Origin of the sequence: Paenibacillus mesotrionivorans, from assembly GCF_046098205.1 — a bacterium.
GTDB lineage: Bacteria > Bacillota > Bacilli > Paenibacillales > NBRC-103111 > Paenibacillus_AR > Paenibacillus_AR mesotrionivorans.
Map to the genome: position 1 here is coordinate 309,105 of NZ_JBJURJ010000006.1, position 23,238 is coordinate 332,342.

Annotated in this window: 19 protein-coding genes; 12 read left to right on the forward strand and 7 right to left on the reverse strand. The window is 55.7% G+C overall.

Features of this window, described 5'->3' with window-relative positions:
- Positions 1–69: 69 nt before the first annotated feature.
- Positions 70–2,259 (forward strand): glycoside hydrolase family 88/105 protein, encoded by a 2,190-nt coding sequence (locus tag ACI1P1_RS11320; RefSeq protein WP_416216493.1) that lies wholly within the window; start codon positions 70–72, stop codon positions 2,257–2,259.
- Between the two features lie 412 nt (positions 2,260–2,671).
- On the opposite strand, the gene ACI1P1_RS11325 is transcribed toward ACI1P1_RS11320, so the two are convergent.
- The 4 genes from ACI1P1_RS11325 to helD form a co-directional block, all read right to left on the reverse strand.
- On the reverse strand, positions 2,672–4,570 hold the full coding sequence (locus ACI1P1_RS11325; RefSeq protein ID WP_416216494.1) for an ABC transporter ATP-binding protein: 1,899 nt from the start codon (positions 4,568–4,570) through the stop codon (positions 2,672–2,674).
- A complete protein-coding gene (locus ACI1P1_RS11330; RefSeq protein WP_416216495.1) occupies positions 4,567–6,294 on the reverse strand; it encodes an ABC transporter ATP-binding protein in 1,728 nt (575 codons plus the stop codon). Before ACI1P1_RS11330 ends, ACI1P1_RS11325 begins: the two co-directional genes overlap by 4 nt.
- 57 nt (positions 6,295–6,351) lie before the next feature.
- Positions 6,352–6,822 carry a MarR family winged helix-turn-helix transcriptional regulator gene (locus ACI1P1_RS11335; protein WP_416216496.1) on the reverse strand — a complete coding sequence of 157 codons (471 nt, stop codon included), beginning with the start codon at positions 6,820–6,822 and terminating at the stop codon, positions 6,352–6,354.
- A gap of 142 nt (positions 6,823–6,964) precedes the next feature.
- On the reverse strand, positions 6,965–9,391 hold the full coding sequence (gene helD, locus ACI1P1_RS11340; RefSeq protein WP_416216497.1) for an RNA polymerase recycling motor HelD: 2,427 nt from the start codon (positions 9,389–9,391) through the stop codon (positions 6,965–6,967).
- 944 nt (positions 9,392–10,335) lie between these two features.
- Between helD and ACI1P1_RS11345 the strand changes: the two genes are divergently transcribed.
- From ACI1P1_RS11345 to nagZ, 6 genes are all read left to right on the forward strand, one after another.
- Positions 10,336–10,728, forward strand: coding sequence for a Fur family transcriptional regulator (locus ACI1P1_RS11345; RefSeq protein ID WP_416216498.1), 393 nt, complete (start codon positions 10,336–10,338; stop codon positions 10,726–10,728).
- A complete protein-coding gene (locus ACI1P1_RS11350) occupies positions 10,707–11,489 on the forward strand; it encodes a winged helix-turn-helix domain-containing protein (RefSeq protein ID WP_416216499.1) in 783 nt (260 codons plus the stop codon). The genes ACI1P1_RS11345 and ACI1P1_RS11350 overlap by 22 nt, the downstream gene beginning before the upstream one ends.
- Before the next feature lie 151 nt (positions 11,490–11,640).
- Positions 11,641–12,564, forward strand: a complete 924-nt coding sequence (locus tag ACI1P1_RS11355; RefSeq protein ID WP_416216500.1) for an NAD(P)/FAD-dependent oxidoreductase — start codon at positions 11,641–11,643, stop codon at positions 12,562–12,564.
- 21 nt (positions 12,565–12,585) lie between these two features.
- Positions 12,586–12,825: a glutaredoxin family protein gene (locus ACI1P1_RS11360; RefSeq protein ID WP_416216501.1), complete on the forward strand. Its 240-nt coding sequence runs from the start codon at positions 12,586–12,588 to the stop codon at positions 12,823–12,825.
- A gap of 50 nt (positions 12,826–12,875) precedes the next feature.
- Positions 12,876–13,436, forward strand: a complete 561-nt coding sequence (locus ACI1P1_RS11365) for a peroxiredoxin (protein WP_416216502.1) — start codon at positions 12,876–12,878, stop codon at positions 13,434–13,436.
- A gap of 218 nt (positions 13,437–13,654) precedes the next feature.
- Entirely contained in the window at positions 13,655–14,989 is a 1,335-nt protein-coding gene (gene nagZ, locus ACI1P1_RS11370; protein WP_416216503.1) for a beta-N-acetylhexosaminidase, read from the forward strand.
- 452 nt (positions 14,990–15,441) lie between these two features.
- On the opposite strand, the gene ACI1P1_RS11375 is transcribed toward nagZ, so the two are convergent.
- Together ACI1P1_RS11375 and ACI1P1_RS11380 are read right to left on the reverse strand one after the other, a co-directional pair.
- A complete protein-coding gene (locus ACI1P1_RS11375; RefSeq protein ID WP_416216504.1) occupies positions 15,442–15,813 on the reverse strand; it encodes a hypothetical protein in 372 nt (123 codons plus the stop codon).
- Positions 15,814–15,820: 7 nt separating this feature from the next.
- Positions 15,821–17,191, reverse strand: a complete 1,371-nt coding sequence (locus ACI1P1_RS11380) for an FAD-dependent oxidoreductase (protein ID WP_416216505.1) — start codon at positions 17,189–17,191, stop codon at positions 15,821–15,823.
- A 123-nt stretch (positions 17,192–17,314) separates the two neighbouring features.
- Here ACI1P1_RS11380 and ACI1P1_RS11385 point away from each other — a divergent pair, with 123 nt between their 5' ends.
- Both ACI1P1_RS11385 and ACI1P1_RS11390 read left to right on the forward strand, forming a co-directional pair.
- Complete coding sequence (locus ACI1P1_RS11385) at positions 17,315–18,367, forward strand: LacI family DNA-binding transcriptional regulator (RefSeq protein WP_416216506.1); 1,053 nt, start codon at positions 17,315–17,317, stop codon at positions 18,365–18,367.
- A gap of 117 nt (positions 18,368–18,484) precedes the next feature.
- A complete protein-coding gene (locus tag ACI1P1_RS11390; protein WP_416216507.1) occupies positions 18,485–19,546 on the forward strand; it encodes an SMI1/KNR4 family protein in 1,062 nt (353 codons plus the stop codon).
- A gap of 103 nt (positions 19,547–19,649) precedes the next feature.
- On the opposite strand, the gene ACI1P1_RS11395 is transcribed toward ACI1P1_RS11390, so the two are convergent.
- Positions 19,650–20,414 (reverse strand): SagB/ThcOx family dehydrogenase, encoded by a 765-nt coding sequence (locus tag ACI1P1_RS11395; RefSeq protein ID WP_416216508.1) that lies wholly within the window; start codon positions 20,412–20,414, stop codon positions 19,650–19,652.
- A 147-nt stretch (positions 20,415–20,561) separates the two neighbouring features.
- Between ACI1P1_RS11395 and ACI1P1_RS11400 the strand changes: the two genes are divergently transcribed.
- From ACI1P1_RS11400 to ACI1P1_RS11410, 3 genes are all read left to right on the forward strand, one after another.
- Entirely contained in the window at positions 20,562–20,966 is a 405-nt protein-coding gene (locus ACI1P1_RS11400; RefSeq protein WP_416216509.1) for a DUF4395 domain-containing protein, read from the forward strand.
- A gap of 200 nt (positions 20,967–21,166) precedes the next feature.
- Complete coding sequence (locus ACI1P1_RS11405) at positions 21,167–21,823, forward strand: class I SAM-dependent methyltransferase (RefSeq protein ID WP_416216510.1); 657 nt, start codon at positions 21,167–21,169, stop codon at positions 21,821–21,823.
- Positions 21,824–21,937: 114 nt separating this feature from the next.
- A complete protein-coding gene (locus ACI1P1_RS11410) occupies positions 21,938–22,690 on the forward strand; it encodes a class I SAM-dependent methyltransferase (RefSeq protein ID WP_416216511.1) in 753 nt (250 codons plus the stop codon).
- Positions 22,691–23,238: the final 548 nt, after the last annotated feature.

Consider the following 23,238-nt stretch of genomic DNA (forward strand, 5'->3'; position numbering starts at 1 on the left):
CATTCATCCATTAAAAACTCAACGTATGCTAACATAAATCGTAGAATACTTCATAAAGGAGCTGCCATAATGAAGCCCTATTTTGATGAGCAGGAAAGTATTTACACGAAGCTTTACGACCGTACGGATGACGTTCTCGAGACCATAGCCAATGCTTATATCGGGAGGAATCCTGCGCTGCCGTTTGAGTTCCGTGGATTTTCCCGGGAAGGCTTTATGAAGAAGAATAACGGCAGATATGACATGAATTTGGAGGAAAAGCTGCCGGAGGCCAAGCCGGGCCAGTATGCGTATGCTTTTGGCCTGCTGTGGAGCAACCATGACGGGTGGACGGACTTTGGACTGAGCTGTTATGGTCCTGCTTCGGTTTATTTGAACCGGGAGTTTCTGTACAGAGCCGATATCGGCGAAGAAGTGAATCCCAAGATGGTGAAGGGTATCCGGGCCAAGCTGCAAAAGGGCTGGAATGCGGTCTGCATCAAATTTGTGAAGGCGCCTACAGGCTTCGGCGGGGTTTTCGGCACTCTGAACACCAAGTGGAATCCCATGGAGTTTATGTCCCCCTTCCAGGAACGAAAAGGCCAGGCCGGCTGGGTCTACTCGGACGCCATGGATGCGGACAACTTCAGTGAAACGGAGCTTCCGGACTATACAGGCCTGGAAACGTTGTCAGGCATGGGCTGGTACCCGGAGCTTTCCTGGGATGCGGAGCAATCGGCGCAGAATCCGTGTACCCGGATTTTCGGCCGGACTCCCGGCAAGGTGGCTTATCTGTGGTCGGAGCTCCGGCATTCCGGCGCCGGCACACAGGTCTGCAGACTGGAGGGCCATTCTGCAGGAAACCTGAGATTGTGGCTGGATGGTCAGGTGGTATTTGCTGGAGCTTTGAAAACAGGGGACAAAGTAGAATTCAAGCTGAACCCGGGGAAACATGTGCTGTTAGTGGAGCTGTCTGCCTCCGGCAATGGCTGGGAGTACAGCCTTGACTTTACCGTGGATGGGAAAAATGCAGCACTGTCCATTCCCAGGGGTGTGAAGGGAAGCAGTGGACCTTGGCTGTATCTGGGGCCTCTGGATCAACCGTTGGAGGAGTCTGCCGACAGCATCTGCTCCCTGTACCGTCTGTTCGAGCAGGAAGGCAGCTCATTCTTCTGGCGGCTGGACCTGCCCAACACTTGGGTGCGGCCTTATCTGGACAATGGGCTGTTCGCCAAGTGGAATTATCCTCTGGGGGTTACGCTGTACGGGCTGATGCAAACGGGCAGACTGTTGGAAAAACGGGGAATTCTCGATTATGCCATCAGCCATATTACGGAATGCACCCGGATTTACCGGTATGCCAAGTGGGATGCGGAGCAGTACGGCTACCCCTCCGTCGACAATCAGCTGGTCGAAATGGATATGCTGGACGACTGCGGCTCCTTCGGCTCCGCCGTTCTGGAAGCGTACCGGGACTCGCAGGACCCCCATACTCCTTATGTAGTGGAGCAGATCGCCAACCATATGGAGCATAATCAGGAACGGCGTGAAGACGGGGCTTTCTTCCGCCTCAGCAGCAATCCTGTCCGTGGACATACCATGTGGGCGGACGATCTGTATATGAGCACCCCGTTTTTGGTCCGTTATTATAAGCTGACGGGAAATACAAGCTATCTGGATGACGCAGCAAGACAATTTATCCAATTTAAGAAATATCTGTTTATTCCTGAATACAAGATTATGTCCCATGTGTACGACTTTCAGCATAACAAACCGACCAATGTTCCCTGGGGCCGGGGCAATGGCTGGGTGTTCTTCTCCTTGTCGGAGCTGCTGGAGGTGATGCCGGAAACCCACGCGGAGCGGGCGAATCTGCTGGCCTTCTACAATGAGCTGGCCGAAGGGTATATGGCCCTGCAGGGAGAAACCGGGCTGTGGCATCAGGTGTTGACCCATCCCGATTCCTATGCCGAAACCTCCTGCACCAGTATGTTTGTATACGGCTTGTCCCGGGGGGTACGGCTGGGCTGGGTCCGGGAGGACCTGGAGCAAAAGGCGGTAACGGCGGTGAACCGGGGCTGGTTGGCCCTAACCCAATACGGCATCGACCGTTTCGGAAACGTGCATGGCGTGTGCCGCGGCTCCTCCTATTCCTTCACACCGGACTATTACAAGCATGAGCTGAACGCGGTAACCAACGATACCCACGGGATCGGGATTGTGCTGCTGGCGGGTATTGAAACCGGCAAGCTGTCGGAGTGGCTAAAGCAGCGCAGTTAGTTAATTGAAATTCCATATTTAACATTGAACAATGTAATAAACACACCGTTTGTCTCCCTTTTGGAGTCAGGCGGTGTGTTTATGTGTGCTGCAGCCTCGGAGCGAATTCGGCGCGCGGGCTAACGGAACTCAGACACGCTTAGAGCCGGGATTTACGCGTTTGCAGAACGTAACGGAACTGAGAAACCGTTAGCCGCGGAATAATAGGCAGTTGCCGCCTTTTTTCCCGGCTAAGTGCGTCTCAGTTCCGTTACAGAATCAAATGTTCCGATTCGCCCTCTAAGGGTCGCTCAGTTCCGTTACCGCCTCCGGTACCCTTTCATGCGCATGTAAAGGTCGCACAAAAAACCCGCATGACGGCCTCCTTACCGAAGGCGCCACGCGGGCTTACAAAACGTTGGCTCTTATTATCTTACCCCACTTCCACCTCGCCGCCGGCACCGGCGGTGGTGAACTGGCTGTTGTACAAGTCGGCATAGAAGCCTCCCGCGGCCAAGAGCTCCTGGTGGGTTCCCTTCTCGATGACCTTACCGTGGTTCATCACCAGAATCAAGTCCGCATCCCGGATGGTAGACAGCCGGTGGGCGATGACGAAGCTGGTCCGGCCCTGCATCAGGCGGGTCATCGCCTTCTGGATGTATACCTCGGTGCGCGTATCCACGCTGCTTGTGGCTTCATCCAGGATCAGAATCGACGGATCGGCGAGAATGGCCCGGGCAATGGTTAACAGCTGCCGCTGCCCCTGCGAAATATTGGAGGCATCCTCATTTAATATGGTATTGTACCCTTCCGGCAATGTCCGGACGAAGCGGTCCGCGTGAGCCGCCTTGGCCGCCGCGATAATCTCTTCCTCCGTAGCATTCTTACGTCCGTATGCAATATTGTCGCGGATGGTGCCGTTAAACAGCCACGTATCCTGAAGCACCATGCCGAACAGACTGCGCAGGCTGCCCCGCTTCCAGTCGCGGATATTGCGGCCGTCGATGGTAATGCTGCCGTCGCCTACCTCATAGAAGCGCATCAGCAGGTTAACCAGCGTGGTTTTGCCGGCGCCGGTAGGACCGACAATGGCCACCGTCTGGCCGGGTTTAACCTCTATATTCATATCCTCAATCAACGGCGCATCGGCCTTGTAGCCGAAGTTCACATGCTCGAAGCGCACCGTGCCCTGCACGGAATCCGTAGCGGTAATGGCTTTGGCCTCATCCGGCTCCTCTTCCTTCTCATCGAGAATTTCGAAGACCCGCTCCGCGGAAGCGATCGTGGCCTGCAGCACGTTGGCAATGTTGGCTGTTTGTACAATGGGCTGGGTAAACTGCCGCATGTAGGAGATAAACGCCTGCACATCACCGATGTTCATCCGCTCACGGGCCACGAACAGACCGCCCACTACGCAGATCAGCACATAACCCACATTGTTGACGAAGTTCAGCACCGGCATAATAATACCGGAGACAAAGTTGGCCTTGTAGCCGGCATCATACAGCTTTTCATTGATCTCTTCGAACTTCTGGGCCGAGGACTCCTCGCGGCCGAAGGCCTTGACGATTTTATGCCCCGTATACATTTCCTCAATGTGACCGTTCAGCTCACCCAAGGACCGGGCCTGGGCAATAAAATGGCCCTGAGACCGTTTGGCGATAACTTGGGTAATGACGGCGCTGAGGGGCAGCGTCACCAATGCAATCAGGGTCATCACCGGACTGATGGTCAGCATCATGACCAGAATCCCGATGATGGTAACCACAGAGGTAATCAGCTGGGTCAAGCTTTGCTGGAGCGTCGTGCTGATGGTATCGATATCGTTGGTCACACGGCTCAGAATTTCGCCGTGCTTCCGGGCATCGTAATAGCTCAGCGGCAGCCGGGTAAGCTTATCCTTTACCTTCTGGCGGAGATCATACATGGCCTTCTGGGCCACATCCGCCATAATGAATTGGGTAATATACGTGAAAAAGGCGCTTAGCACATACAGACCGATCAATATCAAGCAAATCCGGGCGATATAATCGAAATCAATGGCCGCACCGGGCACCTTGGCCACAAACTTGGCCATGACACCCTCGAACAGCTTAGTGGTGGCTTTCCCCATAATCTTCGGGCTGACAATGGAGAATACCGTGGACAGAATGGCCACCAGGAAAATCGCCAGCAGCTTGCCCCGGTACGGGGACATATACTGAACCAAACGCTTGAAGGTACCCTTGGCGTCCTTGGCCTTCTCTACCGGACGGCCGAAGCCGCCGGGGCCGCCTGGACCGCCTCCCGGACCGTGGCCGCGTTTTGGCTGGTTCTTATCACGTTCACTCATGCAATCTCCTCCTCGGAAAGCTGGGACGCCACTATTTCGCGGTAAACGCCGCAGGTGGTAAGCAGTTCCTTATGCGTACCCATACCTGCTATACGTCCGTCCTCCAGCACAATAATCCGGTCCGCATCCACTACGGTGCTGACCCGTTGGGCCACGATCAGGACAGTGGCTTCCCCGGTTTCATTCCGCAGCGCGGCCCGCAGACGGGCGTCCGTCTTATAATCCAAGGCGGAGAAGCTGTCGTCGAAGATATAGATTTCCGGCTTCCGGACAAGAGCGCGGGCAATGGACAGACGCTGCTTCTGGCCGCCTGACAGATTGCTACCCCCTTGGGAAATCGGAGAATCGAAGCCCTGCTCCATCTCCTGGATGAAATCCAGGGCTTGAGCGGTGGCCGCGGCATTGCGGATTTCCTCGTCGGTGGCATCCTCCTTGCCGAAGCGGATATTGTCCGCAGCTGTGCCGGTGAACAGCACTGCCTTCTGGGGGACAAAGCCGATTTTCTGCCGCAGGGTTTCCTGGGTCATCTCCCGGACATCCACCCCGTCCACCAGCACCCGCCCGTTCTCCACATCGTAGAAACGCGGGATCAGCTGAATGAGGGTGGATTTTCCTGAGCCGGTGCCCCCGATAATCGCCGTTACCTCGCCGGGCTCCGCTTTGAAGGAGATGCCGGAGAGTACAGCCTGCTCGGCTCCCGGATAACGGAAGGACACATCCGTAAACTCCACATAGCCTTTTTGGCCCTTGGCGGTTTTGGGGGAGGCAGGATCGTCGAACTCCGGCTCCATGGCCAGCACTTCATTAATACGCACGGCAGATGCCTGTGCCCGCGGGATCATAACGAACATGAAGGAAGCCATAAGGAAGGAGAACATAATTTGGAACACGTATTGGACGAAGGCCATCATGTCGCCTACCAGCATTTCGCCGATATCAATCCGCTTAGCAGCGAACCAGGTAACGGCAATCACGGTAAACTGCATGATCAGCATCATCGCCGGCATAAAAAACGCCATCAGCTTGTTGACCCGGATGCCGGTATCCGTCAGCTCCCAGTTGGCGCTGGTGAAGCGTTCGGTTTCATGCTCGTCGCGGTTAAAGGCGCGGACTACCCGAATGCCTACAAGGAACTCCCGCAGCACCAGATTCAGCTTGTCGATGCGCTTCTGCATAATTTTGAAATAAGGCATACCCTTGGAAGCGATAAACCAGATGGTCAAGCCCATCACCGGCAGCGAAATGGCCAGGATCCAAGTCAGAACATGGTCCCGGTTGTAGGCCATAATCAGACCGCCGATCCCCATGATAGGAGCGGAAATCATCATCCGCAGCATCATGATCAGCACCTGCTGCATCTGCTGAACGTCGTTGGTGGTGCGTGTAATCAACGATGCGGTTCCGACGGAGTCGAATTCCCGCAGGGTGAATTTACCCACGTGATGGAACACCTTGCCCCGCAGGTCCCGGCCATAGCCGATGGCGATCCGCGAGGAGAGATACATGGCGATCACGGAGCAGATGGTGCCCCCGAAGGCAATCAGGAGCATCCAGCCGCCGGTGGACCAGATATAGCCGGTATCTTTTTGAACAATGCCCTTGTCCACAATGTCCGACATCAGTGTCGGCAGATACAAATCGGACAGGGACTGGAGGAACAGAAGCGCTACAGTGGCTACAAGCAGCCAGCTGTACGGCTTCAAATAACGGAACAGCTTCAGCACAGTCTCATCATCTCCAATTATCCTGTAATCACATCTATCTATGCATAATCATGCAGCTTACTCACAATCGAATGGTTTGCCGCCAACCTCTTCTCCGCCATCCTTCAGCAGACGGTCGCGTACAAGGGTTAATCCCTCCCTCATTTTCTCCTTGTCCTCCGGTGTCAATGCACCGAAATACTCCTGCTCCATATTGGCAAAGGCTTTCCTTACCTGAAGGCAAAGCTCCTTTCCCTCTTCGGTCAGAAAGACCCGCGACACCCGCAGGTCCATCGGATCGGGACGGCGGGTGATATAGCCGCTGGCTTCCATCCGTTTCAGCATAACCGTCAGTGTTGCCGGCTGGATGTGCAAATGGTCGGCAAGCTCCCGCTGCTTCAGTCCGCCCTTATGGGCCAGCACGAACAAAACCGGAGGTTGGCCAGGATACAGCCCAAGGGGCTCCAAGGTGGAGTGAACCCGTTGGAAATGAAGCCGGATCACTTGGTTGAACAACTGATACAAGGAATTTGTCTCTATATGAAACAAGCTTCCATCCCACCTCCCTGGCAATGGCATTATGCCTAAAATACGCTCTTCTCATCCGTACTGCAACATTAGTTAGCCGTCAAACAATTAGCTACCTAACTATATTACACGATTTTAAAGTGAAAATAAACGGAACAAATTCTTATAAATTTATGATCCTTTTTTCATAAAGAGAAGAATCCGTCTCCAGCAGGAGCGGCGTCCATTCCCCCGTGGAATAAAGCATCAGCCGGTGCATGGCCCGGGTACAAGCCGTATAAAAAAGCTTGCGCTGGGCCTCCTGCCCGTATACGTCTGCCGAAGCATCATATAGAAGAACGGCGTCGAACTCCACCCCCTTGGCCAGATAAGCGGGGATAACCAGGATACCCTTGCCGAACTCGGCAGATGTTTTCGTCACCAGCTTCATATCAGTAAGACCCTGTTCCGTTAACAGCTTGTAAGCCTCCACACTTTCGGCTGCAGTTTTCGTAATCACGGCTGCAGATGCATAACCCTGGTCAAGCAGGTCCATCACATCCCGGCGGATCACTGCTGCCAGCTGCTCCTTGCTCTCCACTCGGATTAATACCGGCTTTTCCCCGCTTCTATGGAAGGTTTCGATTTCCTTGCCTCCGGGCAAAAGCGACTTGGTGAACTCGGCAATCTCCCGGGTGGAGCGGTAGCTCTTTGCCAGACGGAACAGCCTGGTGTCGGCTTCACCAAAGAGCTTAATAAGTGGCGAGCTTGTGCCGCGCAGCTCAGATGCTTGCGTGAAGATCGCCTGGCTGGAGTCACCCAGCACCGTCATCCTCGCTCTGGGAAACAGCTTCGCAAGAAACTCATACTGGAACACCGAATAGTCCTGGCCTTCATCCACGAACACATGCCGGACCTCCGTATTGATCCCGACTCCCTCCACCAGCTCCTTCACATACAGATACGGTGTGGCATCCTCATAAAACAGCCGCTGCGAGTCGAGCTGCTCCCGGGTCAACACGCAGATTTCCTCCCAACAGGCAGGCAATTCAGCTGCTCCCGTCATGCCGGTGAACGTCTCTCGCCCCTGGAATAACTGGGCATAAAGTGCGCGGGTATTGATGAACGAAATCCGCTTGACACTTTTGCGCAGCGGCTTGAAATTCTCTTTCACCACCACCTGCCGGAGAATATCCTCCTCCCGCTCGGCGAAGTCGAAATCATCCTCCTTGCCCCAGGTGATGTTCTGCTGCTTCTCATGGACAGCCTCATACCGTTCGGCAAACTCGAATACTCCCTGAGCCCGGTGCAGCTTCCCGAAGGCTCCGGCATACTCCTCCTTGTCCAGATAGTTTATTTCCTCCCCTACCCAGGCCTCTCCCCGTTCATCCCGCTCCAGTTCGGTTAACCGGCGCAGCAGCCATTCCTGAAGCAGCTCCACCCTGTTGGGCAAGCGGACTACTGGATCATAGCTGTAAAACTGCACCCGCATCTCCTCCTCCGTAATCAGCTCACGGCCGCGGAAGCAGATGCTGTTGAATTGCATACCCTGCCGGTTCAGCCACTGCCCGTAGTGATGGAGCGCCTGCAGGAATTCCGCCGAGGCTTTGTAAGCCATACCTGCTATCCGGGCCTCGTAGCCTGCCGTATCCGACCTCGTCAAGACATATTCGATCTGGTCAAAGGGGTCCTCCAAGGACCATTCCGCCCGTAAAGCCTGCTCCAGATATTCCTGGAAAGTCGCCTGCTGCATGTTTTCCTCGCCCAGCTCGGGCAGAACCGCCGATACATAGCTGTTGAAAACGGGATTCGGGGAAAACAGGACGATCTGGTCGGCCTTCAGCCGCTCCCGGTGTTTGTAGAGCAGATACGCCACCCGCTGCAGGGCGGCTGAGGTTTTGCCGCTGCCGGCTACACCGTCCACCAGCACCATGCGGCTGGTATCGTCGCGGATGATGGCATTTTGCTCCTTCTGGATGGTTGCCACAATGCTCCTCATCTGGGAATCTGCCCCTTTGCCCAACACTTGCTGCAGGAGCTCATCGCCGATGGTCAAGCTGGTATCGAACACATTCTCCAGTTGTCCGCCCGCAATCTGGTACTGCCGCTTCAGCTGGATGGTTCCGGTAATCTCCCCGCCGGGTGCATGGAAGGAGGCTTTGCCGAGGGGATAATCGTAATACATCCCGGCAATAGGCGTGCGCCAGTCATAGACCAGGAAGGTCATCCCGTCCTCGTCGGCAAAGGAAGAAACCCCGATGTAGATCCGTTCGGCGGAGCTTTCGCTATCCTCGCGGAAATCGATCCGGCCGAAATACGGGGAAGCCAAAAGCCGGTTCATGTTTTTCCATTGACGCAAACGGACCCGGTAGCTGCGCTCACGTTCGGACAATAGCGCTTCCTGCTGGCGGATGCTGTGGAACGTTTCTTCGAAGTCCTCGTCCGAAGCCGTGTTCACCGTCACTTCCTCCCAGAACCGCTTGCGGATCTCCGTAGCCTGCCCCCCCAGCCTTTCCACTTCGGGCTCCAATTGGCGGATGCCCTCCTGCAGCATCCCCTTCACCTGCTCCAGATACGCTTGCTCCTGTTTCCAATCCTCCGGTTTCATCATCAATGCGGCACGCTCCCTTCAGAAGGTAGAGATCAAAACCCTTGACAATCCGAAATCAACTTGATACAATAAGAGTATAAAAACAATGCATAATTGGCCTTACTATGCAAAAATACAAAAATGACAGATCGTTATTGATTATAGCACTGTGTATTTTGTGATGCAACCTCTTTTTTTGTTCATGTTACCCGGCGGGCGGTTGCCGGGTTTTTTGATGTCTCCCCGAGGTTCCTCCCGGATGCCGACGGGGCTTTTGGCTACTTGGGCGGGCCGGCACGGGTGGCTGGAGTCCCGTCTACGCACCTTTCGCCTCGTTCCTCTGATGGATACCTGCCGGTTTCCGGTCTGCGGTATCCGGCTTCCAGTCTCCTGCCTCCGGTCTCCGGCTCCGTTTCCTGTCACCTACACCCCTTCCCTTTTTTCACAACCTCTCTTTATGCCGCACCTTCCTCTCGCCATCCTTACGGACTCAGGATTCATTATTTGGCTCAAAATAGGACCTTTTGCTGTCTTGCGGACTGAGCGGCCCTTATTTGATGCTAAACCCTCAGTTTTGGCCCCGAAAATGGGAAATAACGAATCGTGAGCCCGCAAGAAGTAAAAACGGCTGTCCAATCGCAAAATAGCGGATTCTCAGTCCGTAAAAAACCCCGAGCCGCGCAGAAACCCAAGGTCCGACAGCACGTAATGACAGGCAGCTGCAGACTCCTGACCATTAACACCCCCGAGACATGCGGATGTTAGCTAACCTTCGCCATCGTTTTGTGGGCGGTTCGCCCTCTACACTATGTATGCGGTTTGTCACTTTCATTTATTTGAAGGGTATAAACAATTATAGGATAATAAAGGATAGCTGCTTATTACACGACTGAAAGTTGCAGATTCCTTAAAGAGGTTTTATAATTAGACTTATTCTAATTAATAAATGCCAGGGGGTCTGTGCCGTGAAACCAAAGGGTCTCTTAACGCCACAGCGGAAAGCCATTCTGGATGTCATATGCGACTCATCAGACCATCCTACCGCGGCGGAGATTATGGACCGTCTGCGGGAGAGAGGCTGCCAATTCGCTTACGGAACGGTATACAATACACTGAAATATTTGACTGAAACCGGCCAGATCCAGGAACTGCGTGTAGGGGAAGCCTGCCGCTACGATGCCCGGACGGAGCACCATCACCACATCCAATGTACAGTTTGCGGAAAGGTGGACGAGGTGTTCGCTCCCATTCCCAAGGAATGGGCCGAGGAGGTAGCCAGGGAAACCGGATATCTTCTGGATCAGGACCAGTTATTGCTGAAAGGAGTGTGCGCCTCATGCAGGGCACAAACAAGCTGACAGCGGAGGAAAAGGACGAAATCAGACGGTTTCTCCCGCCGGGCGTGGACCCGGAGGAGGCCTATTGCAGCGTAACCAACCGGATTGTGATTGTCAGCCCGGTACCGGGGACGCTTCATGAGCTGGTACGGGAGCTGGCGGCGGCCTGTTACGATGTGATGGTATTCCACCATGCCGACTATTCCCTGCTTGTCCAGCTGAAGCCGGATCTTCTGATCCTGGATTTCACCCGGCAGGACCATGCTCCGGCCCTTGAAGGAATTACTAACCTGGAGCTGTACGGCACCAGATTGCTGCAGTTGGTTCCCCCTGTTTCCGGGGCATCACTCAGACTGGTTTCGGCTGCTTCCTTGGCATGGCCCTCTTCGTTAGGTGGAGCCTTGTCCGCAATCAAAGCCCAAATGGCGCAGGCGCCGAAAGTTTCTAAGACAGCCCTGCCCCTTCAACAGGAGGGGGTCCTTCTATTAAAGGATCTGCTGCTGGACTTAAACCGGTATATCGTACAGCGCGGCACACACCGGGTAGAGCTGACCCGGACGGAATTTGATCTGCTCCGGGTGATTCTGGAGGGCTGCGGCAAGGTGCTGTCCCGCCAGGAGCTGTTGGACCGGGTATGGGGAGAGGGATATTTTGGCGGAAGCAATATTGTGGATGTTCATGTCCGTTCCCTGCGTCAGAAGCTGGGCGATGATCCCAAGAATCCCTCCTATGTTGGTACCGTCCGCGGCATCGGCTACCGGGCTGTGGAAGAAATCCTTTAGTTTACGTCATCATTTGTTCACTTTTTCTTCATCAAACCTTCATGCAGATTCTGGATAGGCTTGTTAAAATGTATCCATAAGTTATATTTAGTCTAATTATTAATTAGAAATAAATGTTACCTAATGGATTCTACAAGGAGGCTTGAACCCTATGTATGACGTAATTATTATCGGCGGCGGTCCTGCCGGAGCAACAGCGGCCATCTATACCGCCCGCGCCAATCTTTCCACCCTGGTGCTGGATAAGGCTCCCGGAGCAGGCGCCCTGGCGCTGACCCACAAAATTGCCAACTATCCCGGTGTAACGGGCGAAATAAGCGGCAAGGAGCTTTTGGATACCATACGGGATCAGGCCAAAAGCTTCGGTGCCACCTTCGAAACCACCTCCATTACTGCCGTAGACCTGGAGGGTGAAACCAAAACCGTCTTTACAGCCGAGGGCATGTACCAGTCCAAGGCCGTTATTGTAGCCACCGGCTCCAAAGGCCGCAACCGGATGCTTCCCGGCGAGGAAAAGCTTCTGGGACGCGGTGTGAGCACATGCGCTACCTGTGACGGAGCCTTTTTCCGGGGCAAGGAGGTAGCGGTAATCGGGGATTCCGAGGAAGCGGTGGAGGAAGCGATGGCTTTGACCAAATTTGCCTCCAAAATCCACTTCATCGTGCCACGGCCGGACCTTCAGGGTGTGGACGGGTTCCCGGAGCTGGAGAATACCGTGTATATGCCCAAAACCCGCCCCATGGAAATCCTCGGCGACAGCAAGGTCAGCGGCGTAAAGCTCAAAACCGCCTCCGGGGAAGAGCAGCTGCTTGAGGTGGACGGCGTGTTCGTCTTCCTGTCCGGCAGCAAACCCGGCACCGACTTCCTGTTAGGCCAGGTGCCTCTGGATGAAGGGGGCTTCATGGAGCTGGACGCCTCGATGCAATCTCCTGTTCCCGGCGTATTCGGAGCCGGCGAGGTTCGCCGCACTCCCGTGAAGCAAGCCGTAGTGGCCGCCGCCGACGGCGCCATTGCCGCCATGGCCGTTGATAAGTTCATCAACCGCCGTGCCAGTCTGATTCCCCAATACAAATAACCCTATAAGGAGAGATTTCATATGTCCGCAAAAGCCGTTGTTTATTCCAGCACCCACTGCACCTTCTGCAAGCAGCTCAAGGCCTACCTGAATGAGCAAAATGTGGAGTTCGAAGAACGCAATATCGATGAAAGCGAAGTTTACGCCAAGGAGCTGCAGGATCTGGGCATGAGCTCCGTGCCCGTAACCGTGATCGGAGAAACCACCATTCTGGGCCTCAACCCGACCCGGATCAAAAAAGCCCTTGCCGCTTTGGCCTAAACAGTCCCTATTTATAATAGAAAAACCAACATTCGAGGAGGAAATCATTCATGAGTCAAGTTGTCGAAACCGCCGTTGTCAAAGTGGGCAAACCCGCCCCTTCCTTTAACCTGTTGTCCACCAAAAACCTGGAAACCCTGGAGGAGCGCGTAGCTCTGGAGGATTATAAAGGCAAATGGCTGGTTGTGTTCTTCTGGCCCTTCGACTTCACCTTCGTATGCCCGACTGAAATTATCTCGCTCAGCGACGCTTACGAGCAATTCCTGGATCTGGACTGCGACATCGTCGGCATCTCCACCGACAGCGTCCACACCCACCGCGCCTGGATCAATACTCCCCGGGATGCCAAGGGCATCGGCGACATCAAGTATCCGCTGGCTGCGGACTTCACCAAGGTGACTGCCCGCGCTTACGGCGTATTGGATGAGGAGCTGGGCGCCGCCAACCGCGGTCTGTTCATCATCGATCCGGAGGGCATCCTGCGTTACCAAGTGGTCACTGACCTGAACGTGGGCCGCAGCGTGGACGAAACCCTGCGTGTGCTCCAGGCTCTGCAAGCCGGCGGACTGTGCCCGGCCAACTGGAAGCCCGGCGACAAAACCCTGGCTTAATTATTGCCGGAAGGCATTACCTCTTCCCTGTCTGAGAACGCACATTCGGGATATGCCCCTCTTCCACCCGTCCGTGTAAAGCTTGGGCATATCCCTTCTTCCACCCGTCCGAGAAAACTCGGGCGGGTGTTTGGTTTGCGGGTAAAGAATAGAGGTATCTCCCCGCTGTTGCCGGGAGATAGTGGTAATAGGATCAAACCTTGAAGGAGGAGAATGCTATGCAGGACCGAAAGAGAAACCGTCCGCTCCCATGGGCGCTGGCCATCTGTTTCTTGCTGACTGTGCTGGCCGCAGGCTGCAGCAGGGATAAGGCTGCCCCCTCCCCTGCCGCACCGCCTCCTATGGCTGCCGCCTCCGTGTCCGCCGTAACGCCTGCTCCCTCGGCTTCGTCTGTTATACGGGCCACTGCATCACCAGTCAAACCGGGGAATCCGGCTGCCGCCACCGGCAGCTCAACAAGCACCTCCCTTCAGGACAGGCTGAAGAATATGACCCCCGAGGAGAAGCTGGGACAGCTCTTGATCGCCGGACTGGACGGGACGGAAGCCGGGGGGGAGGCCCGTCGTTTAGTTACGGAAACCCATGTGGGCGGCTTCATTCTGTATAAACCCAACATGACGGATGCCGGGCAAACTGTCACCCTGTTGAACCTGCTGAAGGAATTCAACCGTCCCTCCGGTATTCCGCTGCTGCTCAGCGTAGACCAGGAGGGCGGCAAGGTAAGCCGGCTGCCCGTCGATATTGAGCTGCCTGCCAACCGGGACCTTGCCGCCGGAGGCACACCGGAGCGGGCTAGGGCGTTGGGCAAGGCCGTGGGGCAGGAGCTTAAGGCCTTCGGCTTTAATCTGGACTATGCGCCGGTGCTGGATATCAACAGCAATCCCGCCAATCCCGTGATCGGCCCCCGTTCCTACGGCTCTGATGCCAAAACCGTTAAGCTCTACGGGTTAGCGGCCATGCAGGGCCTGCGGGAGAGCGGCGTGATCCCCGTGGTCAAGCATTTCCCTGGGCATGGGGACACCTCCACCGATTCCCACCTGGAGCTGCCTGTGGTGAACAAATCCCTGGCGGAGCTGGAGAAGCTGGAGCTTCAGCCCTTCCGGGCCGCCACAGAAGCCGGAGCGGAAGCCGTCATGGCGGCGCATATTCTGCTGCCCCGGCTGGACCCGGATTATCCGGCTACCCTATCACCGGCCATTATCACCGGGCTGCTCCGGGAGAAAATCGGCTACAGCGGCGTTGTTATCACCGATGATATGACCATGGGCGCCATTGCCAAGCATTACCCGCTGAAGGACGCTGCCGTCCGGGCTGTCTTGGCGGGCTGCGACCTGGTGCTGGTCGCCCATGGCTACAGCCAGGTGCAGGAGGCGGCGCAGGGATTGAAGGAGGCGTTGGCCGACGGCAGGCTGACCTGGGCTCGGGTAGACGAAAGCGTCGCGCGGGTGCTGGCCCTGAAGGCCTCGCGGCAGCTGGCGGACACGCCTGTTGCGGCGTCCCCGGACATCGGGGCGCTGAGGGCGGCGGTGAAGCAGGCGCTGGCCGTGCCATAAGCCTGCGTACCTGCCGCGCTGGCGTACCTTTGTGCCGCTGCGGGCTCTCGCCGTGCTCCACCTTGCCGTTCCGCTCCGTGCCGCGCCCTACCGAGTCGCCCGTCTAAGGAATATGAGAAGGCTTATTTTAGCAAAAGTAGCCGGATGCAATTTGTAACGAATATGAGCCACCTTATTTCCTGCTCAGGAGCGGATTTCAGCTGATTGTGACCGAATAAGCTTCCTCAGATTCGTTAAAACGGGAAATGAAGCCAAATTGGCAAAATAACGCCGCTGAGATTCGTTAGGCTCGTGGCCCGTGTTGGCAAAACACGGCCCAGGAAGCTGCCGCAAGTGCTGAGCATGGCGGGGCTTTTGCAGGGAGTCCCTGCCTTGGATGCGCGATCCAACAAAAAAACCGCCGGAGCCATGGTGGTCCGGCGGTTTGCTTTTGTTTTAGGGGGGATGCATAGTTATTGCAGCAAAAACGGGTCAGCCTGCACCTCAAAGCCATGCTGCTCCAGCAGATAACCAAGGTAGCGATTTTCCTTCTTGAAGTTCCAGTCCGCCGTAAACAGCACCTTGCTGGCAAAGGTGTATCTGGCGATCAGCGCACCGGATACGTACAGCTCAAAGCTCTCCGGATGATGACTCAAGGCGTATTCCCCCTGAATATAATCCGTGTCCGGCTCCCGCTTCTCCAATGCGGTGAGCAGAATGCTCCTGATCTCGTTCTTCAAAGGAATCACACCCTCCGGGATAATCCGGTCCAAGCCTGTCTTCAGACCCGCTTGACAACCGGTTATCAGAATTGTTCGACAACAGAGGGGCAATCCCTTCATCATTTCATGTCTATTCCTTGACGGAAGCGGCTTGGGCAGCCAGCTCTTCCCCCAGCCAGGCGCCTTGGGCCACCAGCTTGTGCTGGAGCTCACCCACGTTCACCTGACGGGAGCTGACACCTCCGGCCTGTACCGCCAGCGCGGCGGCGGTTCCTGATGCTTCGCCCATGGCGAAGCAGTTGGGCATCACCCGCAGCGAGCCCTGAACCACCCGGTCCGAGGAAGCGGCCCGGCCCGGCACCCATAGATTGTCCAGCCCCTTGGGCAGCAGGCAGCGGTAAGGCACACCATGGGATTCTCCGGGGTTCAGGCGGTGAATCTGGGTTTTCCCCTTGCTGTTGGCCATATGAACATCAATAAAGTATGAATTGCGGGCGATATCATCCGGGAAGCTGCGCAGCTGCATAAAGTCCTCGGTGACCAGCACGTAATCCCCTTCAATCCGGCGGGTTTCCCGGATACCCAGCTGCTCACCGGTAGCCACCACATGGACCTGCTCGAAGCCCGGCACATACTTGCGCAGGAAGTTCACCTGCACCTGCACCAGCTTGCGGCCCTCCATCGCCCCGCGGGTGAGATCTTCTGGTTTGGTGCCGTCGATTCCGAACACATGCCCGAAGTTAACGCTGACCAGATCGTCAGCCAACCAGGCAAATCCGGATACCTTCTTCCGGCCCTCGGGAAGATCGCCGTTGTCCATGGCTTTCTGAACAGCCTGAGGAATTTGGCCGCCGTCCCCGCTTTCCTCGAGATATTGCATAAAGCGCTTCTGGTCCGCACGGGCCAGCACATAGCACATGGTGCCCGGCTGGAGCTCGCCATCTTCCCCGCCCTTCTGGAAGGGTGCACCCGCACGTGCCGCAAGGTCGCCGTCTCCGGTGGCGTCGATGAAATATCTGCTTTTTACCACAGAAAGTCCGGCTTTGTTGGCCAAAATGACTCCCTCCAGCCGGCTGCCATCCTCCGCCATCAGCACATCCGCCACGAAGGTGTGGAACAGCACCTGGACCCCTGCTTCCGTCACCGCAGCATCATAAACCAGCTTCAGCACCTCGGCGTCAATGGGCACCCAGTCCAGCTCTTCCCCGTAACGCTCCCGGAACACCGCCGGGCTGGCTGCCTTCATGCTCTCCAGAAGCTCCAGCCCGATCCCCCGGATAACCGGCTTTTCCTTATCTGTGTACGGGCAAAATGCCGGAACCAGCGCCAATGTCCCCATACCGCCGAGAAATCCGCGCTGCTCCAACAGCAGCACCCTTGCACCGTTCCGAGCCGCCGCCAATGCCGCCGCCACCCCGGCGGGGCCGCCTCCTACTACCAACACATCCGTTTCTGCCGCAACCGGCAGCACTTTTGCCGCCACCCGATATCCTTCGCTCATCCTCCGAACCTCCTGTAGGAATGTTTTGAAGCGTATTGGGTACGCCTCTAATTACTTTCAGTGTATAATAAAGATAAGCTTCCGTTTAGTTATCATTTGGTTTACATAAAGGAGAATTATGCCATGTCCCGCAAAAAAATAACGATGGACGATCTGGCCCGCGAGCTGGGGGTGAGCCGCCTGACCGTGTCCAAAGCGCTGCGCGGCTTACCGGGTATGTCTCTGGAGACCCGCCGGGAGATTCTCCGTCTGGCCGAGGAGAAGGGCTATATGACCCGGGAGCAAAAGGAGAGCTCTCTGTTTGAGCATACCTCTCTGCAGGCGCTCCAGCCGAGGCGGTTCTATATGGTGCTCCAGGAGAGCGCCACCACCCCTTCCCAAATTCATCTGGAGCTGCTGAAGGGGCTGAACCAGCGTTTTCACGGCTCCCATTCCTCCGTGGCGCCGCTGTTCGCCCCTTCTGTTGCTTCCCATTCCGATGTGGCGTGGCAGGAATGGTCGGAGGGCTGCGGACTGGCGTATGCAGATGGAGTTTTCATCCCGCCCATGACTCCCCCGGAGCTGGAAAAACGTCTCTTGGACCTGCCCCTTCCGCGGATTCTGCTGAACTTCCCGCCTACGGGAGCGACGGTGGACAGTGTGGTCTGGGATGTGTATGAATCCGTCCGGCAAGCTGTCCAGCTTCTGGCGGACCATGGCCACCGCCGGATTCTGTATATCGGCGATACCCATTCCTCCCGGGGCTACAGGCTCCGGTGGTCGGCCTTCGCCGAGGCCATGGCTGAGGTGGGGCTGGAGGCCGACAGGGCCCGGCATCTGACCTTGTCCCTGGCAGAAGGAGCCGCTTGGCAAAAAGAGTTTCTGCGGTTAATGGCTGCAGAGAAACCGACCGCCTTGCTCAATGCTGTAGAGGGGCATCTGCCGTGGATCTATTATTTATGCAGCCAGTCCGGCCTCTCCATTCCGGCAGACTGCTCTCTGGTCAGTCTGGATGTGACGGCGGAGCCGCCTGCTCCGGGCCTCTGCTACTTCTACCTGCCCGTGCGGGAAACCGGGGCCCGCGCCGCCGACCGGATGATCTGGCGGATCGCCAATCCGGGGGAGCCGCTGGAGCATCTGCGCCTGCAGGGTCGGCTGGTTCCGGGGGACAGCCTGCGTGAGGCACCGACGGAATAACTGCAACTGAAATGCTTCCTCCTTTTTATCTATGGAAAAATATTCTTGATTCCTACAATGTGGAAGGATACTATAAAAATTGTATGAACACTTAGGAGTGATAGAGGAGGAACAAGCATGGCCGAAATCAAATGGCGGATGACGGAAGGCCCTTTAGAGGTTTCCATCATTGAATCCGTGGAGGAACGTTTCGGAGTCATTTTTCCCGAAGACTACAAAGCATGTGTGAAGCTCCATAACGGCGGTTACCCCCATCCGGATTCCTTTGGCGGAGAAGACGGAGATTCTATGGTGTTCAACAACCTGATCAGCTTTACCAGCTCTTATTTAAACATGGGGATGTTTGTGAGCGAGTTCAAGGAAAACCGGGTTCTTCCTTTTGCAAAAGACCCCTTCGGCAATCATATTTGCTTTGATTACCGCTATACGGATCAAAACCCAACCGTTGTATTTTGGGATCACGAGGAAGGGGAGGACTTTTTTGAACCTGTCTGCGAATCCTTCACCACTCTATTAGAGCAACTGGCGGCCAATGAGGATACTGGTGATTTTGATGGTGGTACTGAAGATAATTCGGATGAATCATTGGAGGCGTCAGATGCGGGAGAAGCCAGTGAGTTAGAAAGCCCACTGGATCCTGCTGTCCCGAAGCACAACGCTGACTTCTGCAGCAAAGCCTCCAGTATGCCGTTAGAACCATGGTCAAAAGGGGCTGTCACGGATGATAGCTTTGAAGTGACGTTTGATCCCACTAGCGAGGAAGAAATCCAAGTTTTTGAAACCCGTCACGGTTTTACCCTTCCGGAGGAATATAAGGCCTTTTTGCTGGTCCACAACGGTGGTAAAAGGGGCCTGCGGCGATTTGAAACCAAGGACAAAAAAATCGAAACCTCCGTAATAATGTTTCTGCCGCTTTTAAATGGGAGCGATTGGAAAAACCTGGAGGATTCTTACCGAAAATTCATCACCGGACGCATTGTCCCGGATCACTTTCTGCCGATCGGCACAGACCCTCGGAACAGTCTGATCTGTATCGTTGTTCATGGTCCGGAGCGGGGACAGATTTTCTTTTGTGACCTGGAGTATCTGGAGGAGGATCACAGGCTGCTTCCCTCGTGTATTATGCCTGTGTCCAATAGCTTTAATGAATTTTATAACAGCTTGTTCACAAGCGAGTGATCTGCTCACGCTAATTCTTTATATAGAAAAAAAAGGACAGCCAACGGGTGTCCTTTTCTATGCAGGCGCATCCGGACTAACCCGGGCGCCAAGCCTTCTCCAGCTACAGCTGAACTCCAACCGGCGCCGCATACACCACAAACTCTTCCTCGCCGTCCACCTGAAGCAGGCGGTCCGCCACCTCCTGCTCAAACGCAGCTATGGCGCAGGTTCCGCAGCCGATGGCATGAGCGGACAGGTACAGATTCTGCATCACATGGCCCACATCCATCAGCATCACCCGGTGGGATGCGATGGAGTATCTCCATTCACTGCGGTACGCCACCGCTGTATAAAAGAAGGTGACTGCTCCTTTGGCCGCCCAGCCTTGCCCGCACAGACTCACCGACACCTCATCCTCCAGATTGTCCACCGCCCCAACAAACTCCAAGGCATGCTCCATGGGCAGATAATGATAGATGCCCTTCTCCAAACCCTCCACCTGAAACACAGCCAGATAAGTTTCGAAGGGATGCCGGGCTCCTGCCGAAGGCACAGGACGCAGCGCCGCATAACCGCTGCCGCGGATGCCTGTCACCCCTTGAGTGGACCACAACAGAAATGCCAGCTGCTCCAGGGTGATAGGCTCCTGCTTGTACACTCTGACGCTTTTGCGGGCATGGAGCAAAGCCAGGTAGTCCGCTTCTTTCACCACTCCGGCAAAGTCCTTGGTCAGCGGAATAACCGTTGCTCCTTTAGCGGGATGGGATAAGGGCGGTTGGGGCAGCTTTTTGCTTTGATCGGATTCATACTGGTCCTTCCCGAAGATGCTCTTCATAAACCTGCGGTTGTCCTGAATCTGGCGGCGCACTTCATCCTCTGACAGCATGTTTCTTCCCTCCATATGGTTCTAATTCGTTGTGAAATATATCCAATTGTACCCCAATCCCGCATTGACGGATAGACCCGTTCCTTGCTACAATAATTATAATTAATCCAATGAATTTAGTATGATTTAAAATGGAGGCGAATCCTCATGAAGGAAATCCCCATCGAATATGTCAAAGCCAACCAATCTGGTATTGTTCTGTCGGTTATTGCTTTTCTCGTGTCGGGCCAGCCGTGGATCATTGCCGCCCTGTGGCTGATTCAAGTGATCGGGCTCTTCATCGGCGGGCGCTGGAATCTGTTCGCCGCTTTGGGCCGGCTATTCCTCACCCCTAAAGGCAAGGAAACCCAAGCCGCCGAGCTGCTGCGGTTCAATAACTCCCTGGCTGTGGCTTTCCTCAGCCTTTCCCTGGTGAGCCTGCTGCTGGGCTGGACCACGGCGGGTTATGTATTCGCTGCGATGCTGCTGGGTGCGGCAGGGGCTGCTCTGTTGGGCTATTGTGTGGGATGCACCCTCTACTTCTGGGTGAAGCAAATCAGAGCCGGGCGTTAGGCCGGATCTCCACTTCCGAAGAGTCTGCTGTAAAACCGTGCAGGCTCTTTTTGTTTTTGGGTAAGCATTCTCGGTTCAATCCTCTCTGAGGCTCGCTCTTTACTCCCCCTGCCCCGTCCCCGCATTCACTTACCTTTTCGCCCCGGATGTGGCACAATAAGAGAACAGATTACAGCTGGAAATTTTATGCGAAATGAGGAATGACGGTGCTGCCTCAGGAATGGGATTGGGTCAAAAGCAGGGACCCGGTTTGGGAGACACCTGCGCAGGAATGTTACTACTATGTATGGAGATGGAAGGAGCTGGGCCTCCGCCGATTTGTGGATTTGGGCTGTGGTTTGGGACGCCATGCGCTGCAGTTTGCCCAGGAGGGGTATGAGGTTACGGCCTTTGACCTGTCCCAATCCGGGCTGGATGCGCTGGCCGCAACCGCAGCCGACCGGGAGCTGACCATGGAGCTGGTGAGAGGGGATGTACAGGCGCTGCCTTTTGCCGACAATACCTTCGACTGCCTTCTCTCCTACCATTGTATCTATCACACGGATCTGAAGGGGCTGGAGCAGGCCGTCCGGGAAATTGCCAGAGTCACCCGCCCAGGCGGTGAGGTGTTCCTGACTCTGAATTCCACACTAAGCCCCAACTATACCAAGGCCGGGCCGGAATACCGGCGGCTGGATGTCCGGACGCTTCAATATGTGAAGGACGGGGAGGTAGGGACGCCCCACTGCTACGTGAACGCCCATGAGGCGGCCGAGCTGTTCTCCGGCTTCGAGATGCTGCAATTCCGGCATGTGGAGGACTATTCCTTCCTGGGCAAAAAAGGCTGCCACTTCCATATCCACGCCCGGGTTTTGTAGCGGGCGTTAGCCGATTGTTCAAGGCTGGTGCAGACAGCATCACCCCTATGATTATTAAAGAGCGGTGCAGACAGACACCGGCCCTATACATGCAAAAGACGGGAGAGATTTCCCATGGACAATACAGGTAAATTTACTGGCAAAGCCGAGGTGTACGCCAAGGCCAGGCCGGGTTATCCGCAAGCTATGCTGGACCGCATCGCACAAGCTGCGGGAATTGGGACAGGGGCGGAGGTGGCCGATATCGGGGCGGGCACGGGGATTTTCTCCAAGCCGCTGCTCAGCTGCGGCTGCCGGGTTTACGGCGTGGAGCCTAACGCCGATATGCGGGGGGTGGCGGAGCGGAGCCTTGCTGCGGAGGACCGTTTTTTCCCGGTGGCGGGTACGGCGGAGGACACCACCCTCCCGGGAGGGAGCGTGGACGCGGTGACGGTAGCCCAGGCCTTCCACTGGTTTGATGCGCAAGCCTTCGGCCGGGAATGCCGGCGGATTCTGCGGTCCGGGGGCCAGGTGGTGCTGGTATGGAACTCCCGGATCCATGACCGTGATTCAGTCCGGGAGAACGAAGCCATTATGCGGGAGTTTTGTCCCGCATTTACCGGCTTCAGCGGCGGGATCGCGTACCTGGATGACAGGATCGGGAGCTTCTTCCACGGGGACTTTTCGGTGGAAACCTTCCCTAATGATCTGGCCTTCGACAAAGCCGGCTTTATCGCGCGCAACCTGTCCGGCTCCTATTCCCTGCAAGCCGGTGATCCCCGGTATGCGGAGTATGTGGCGGCGCTGGAGGAGCTGTTCGACCGGTACGCTCTGGACGGCATCTACATGCAGCCTAATGAAACAGTGGCTTATTGGGGCCGGCCGTAGGTCGCGGGGGCTGCTGCGGAGGGGCTGCTGTGGGGGGCTGCTGTGGGGGCTGCTACGGGGGGCTGCTGTGGGAGCTGGCCGAGAGAGCGCAACTGTAGAGGCGAAACCATAAGCGGCAGGCTTTGGTGATCGACCATTGGCAGCCTACCATTGGTAACCGACCATTGGTGACACGCTAACGGAACTCAGCGACTCTTACAGGCAAAAATTGATGTTTTGCCAGCGCTAACGGAACTCAGACGCTCTTAGCCAGCTATAAAGCACCCAACACACAACAAATCCATCGCTAACGGTTGCTGAGTTCCGTTAAACTTTGGAAACACGCAAAATTATCTTCTAAGCGTCCGATAGTTCCGTTACGTTCCCTAACCATCAGCCACGGGAAATCCCCCCTGCATGAAACAAATAAACCGCCATGGCTTAATGCCTGGCGGTTTTTGGTAGTGCTGGTTTGTTTGTGCGGCGGATCTGGACTCCATTGGCCATGGAGTACCGGCTATCCGGTTATGTGGACTCAGGAGCCGTTATTTGCACAAAATAGGCACCTT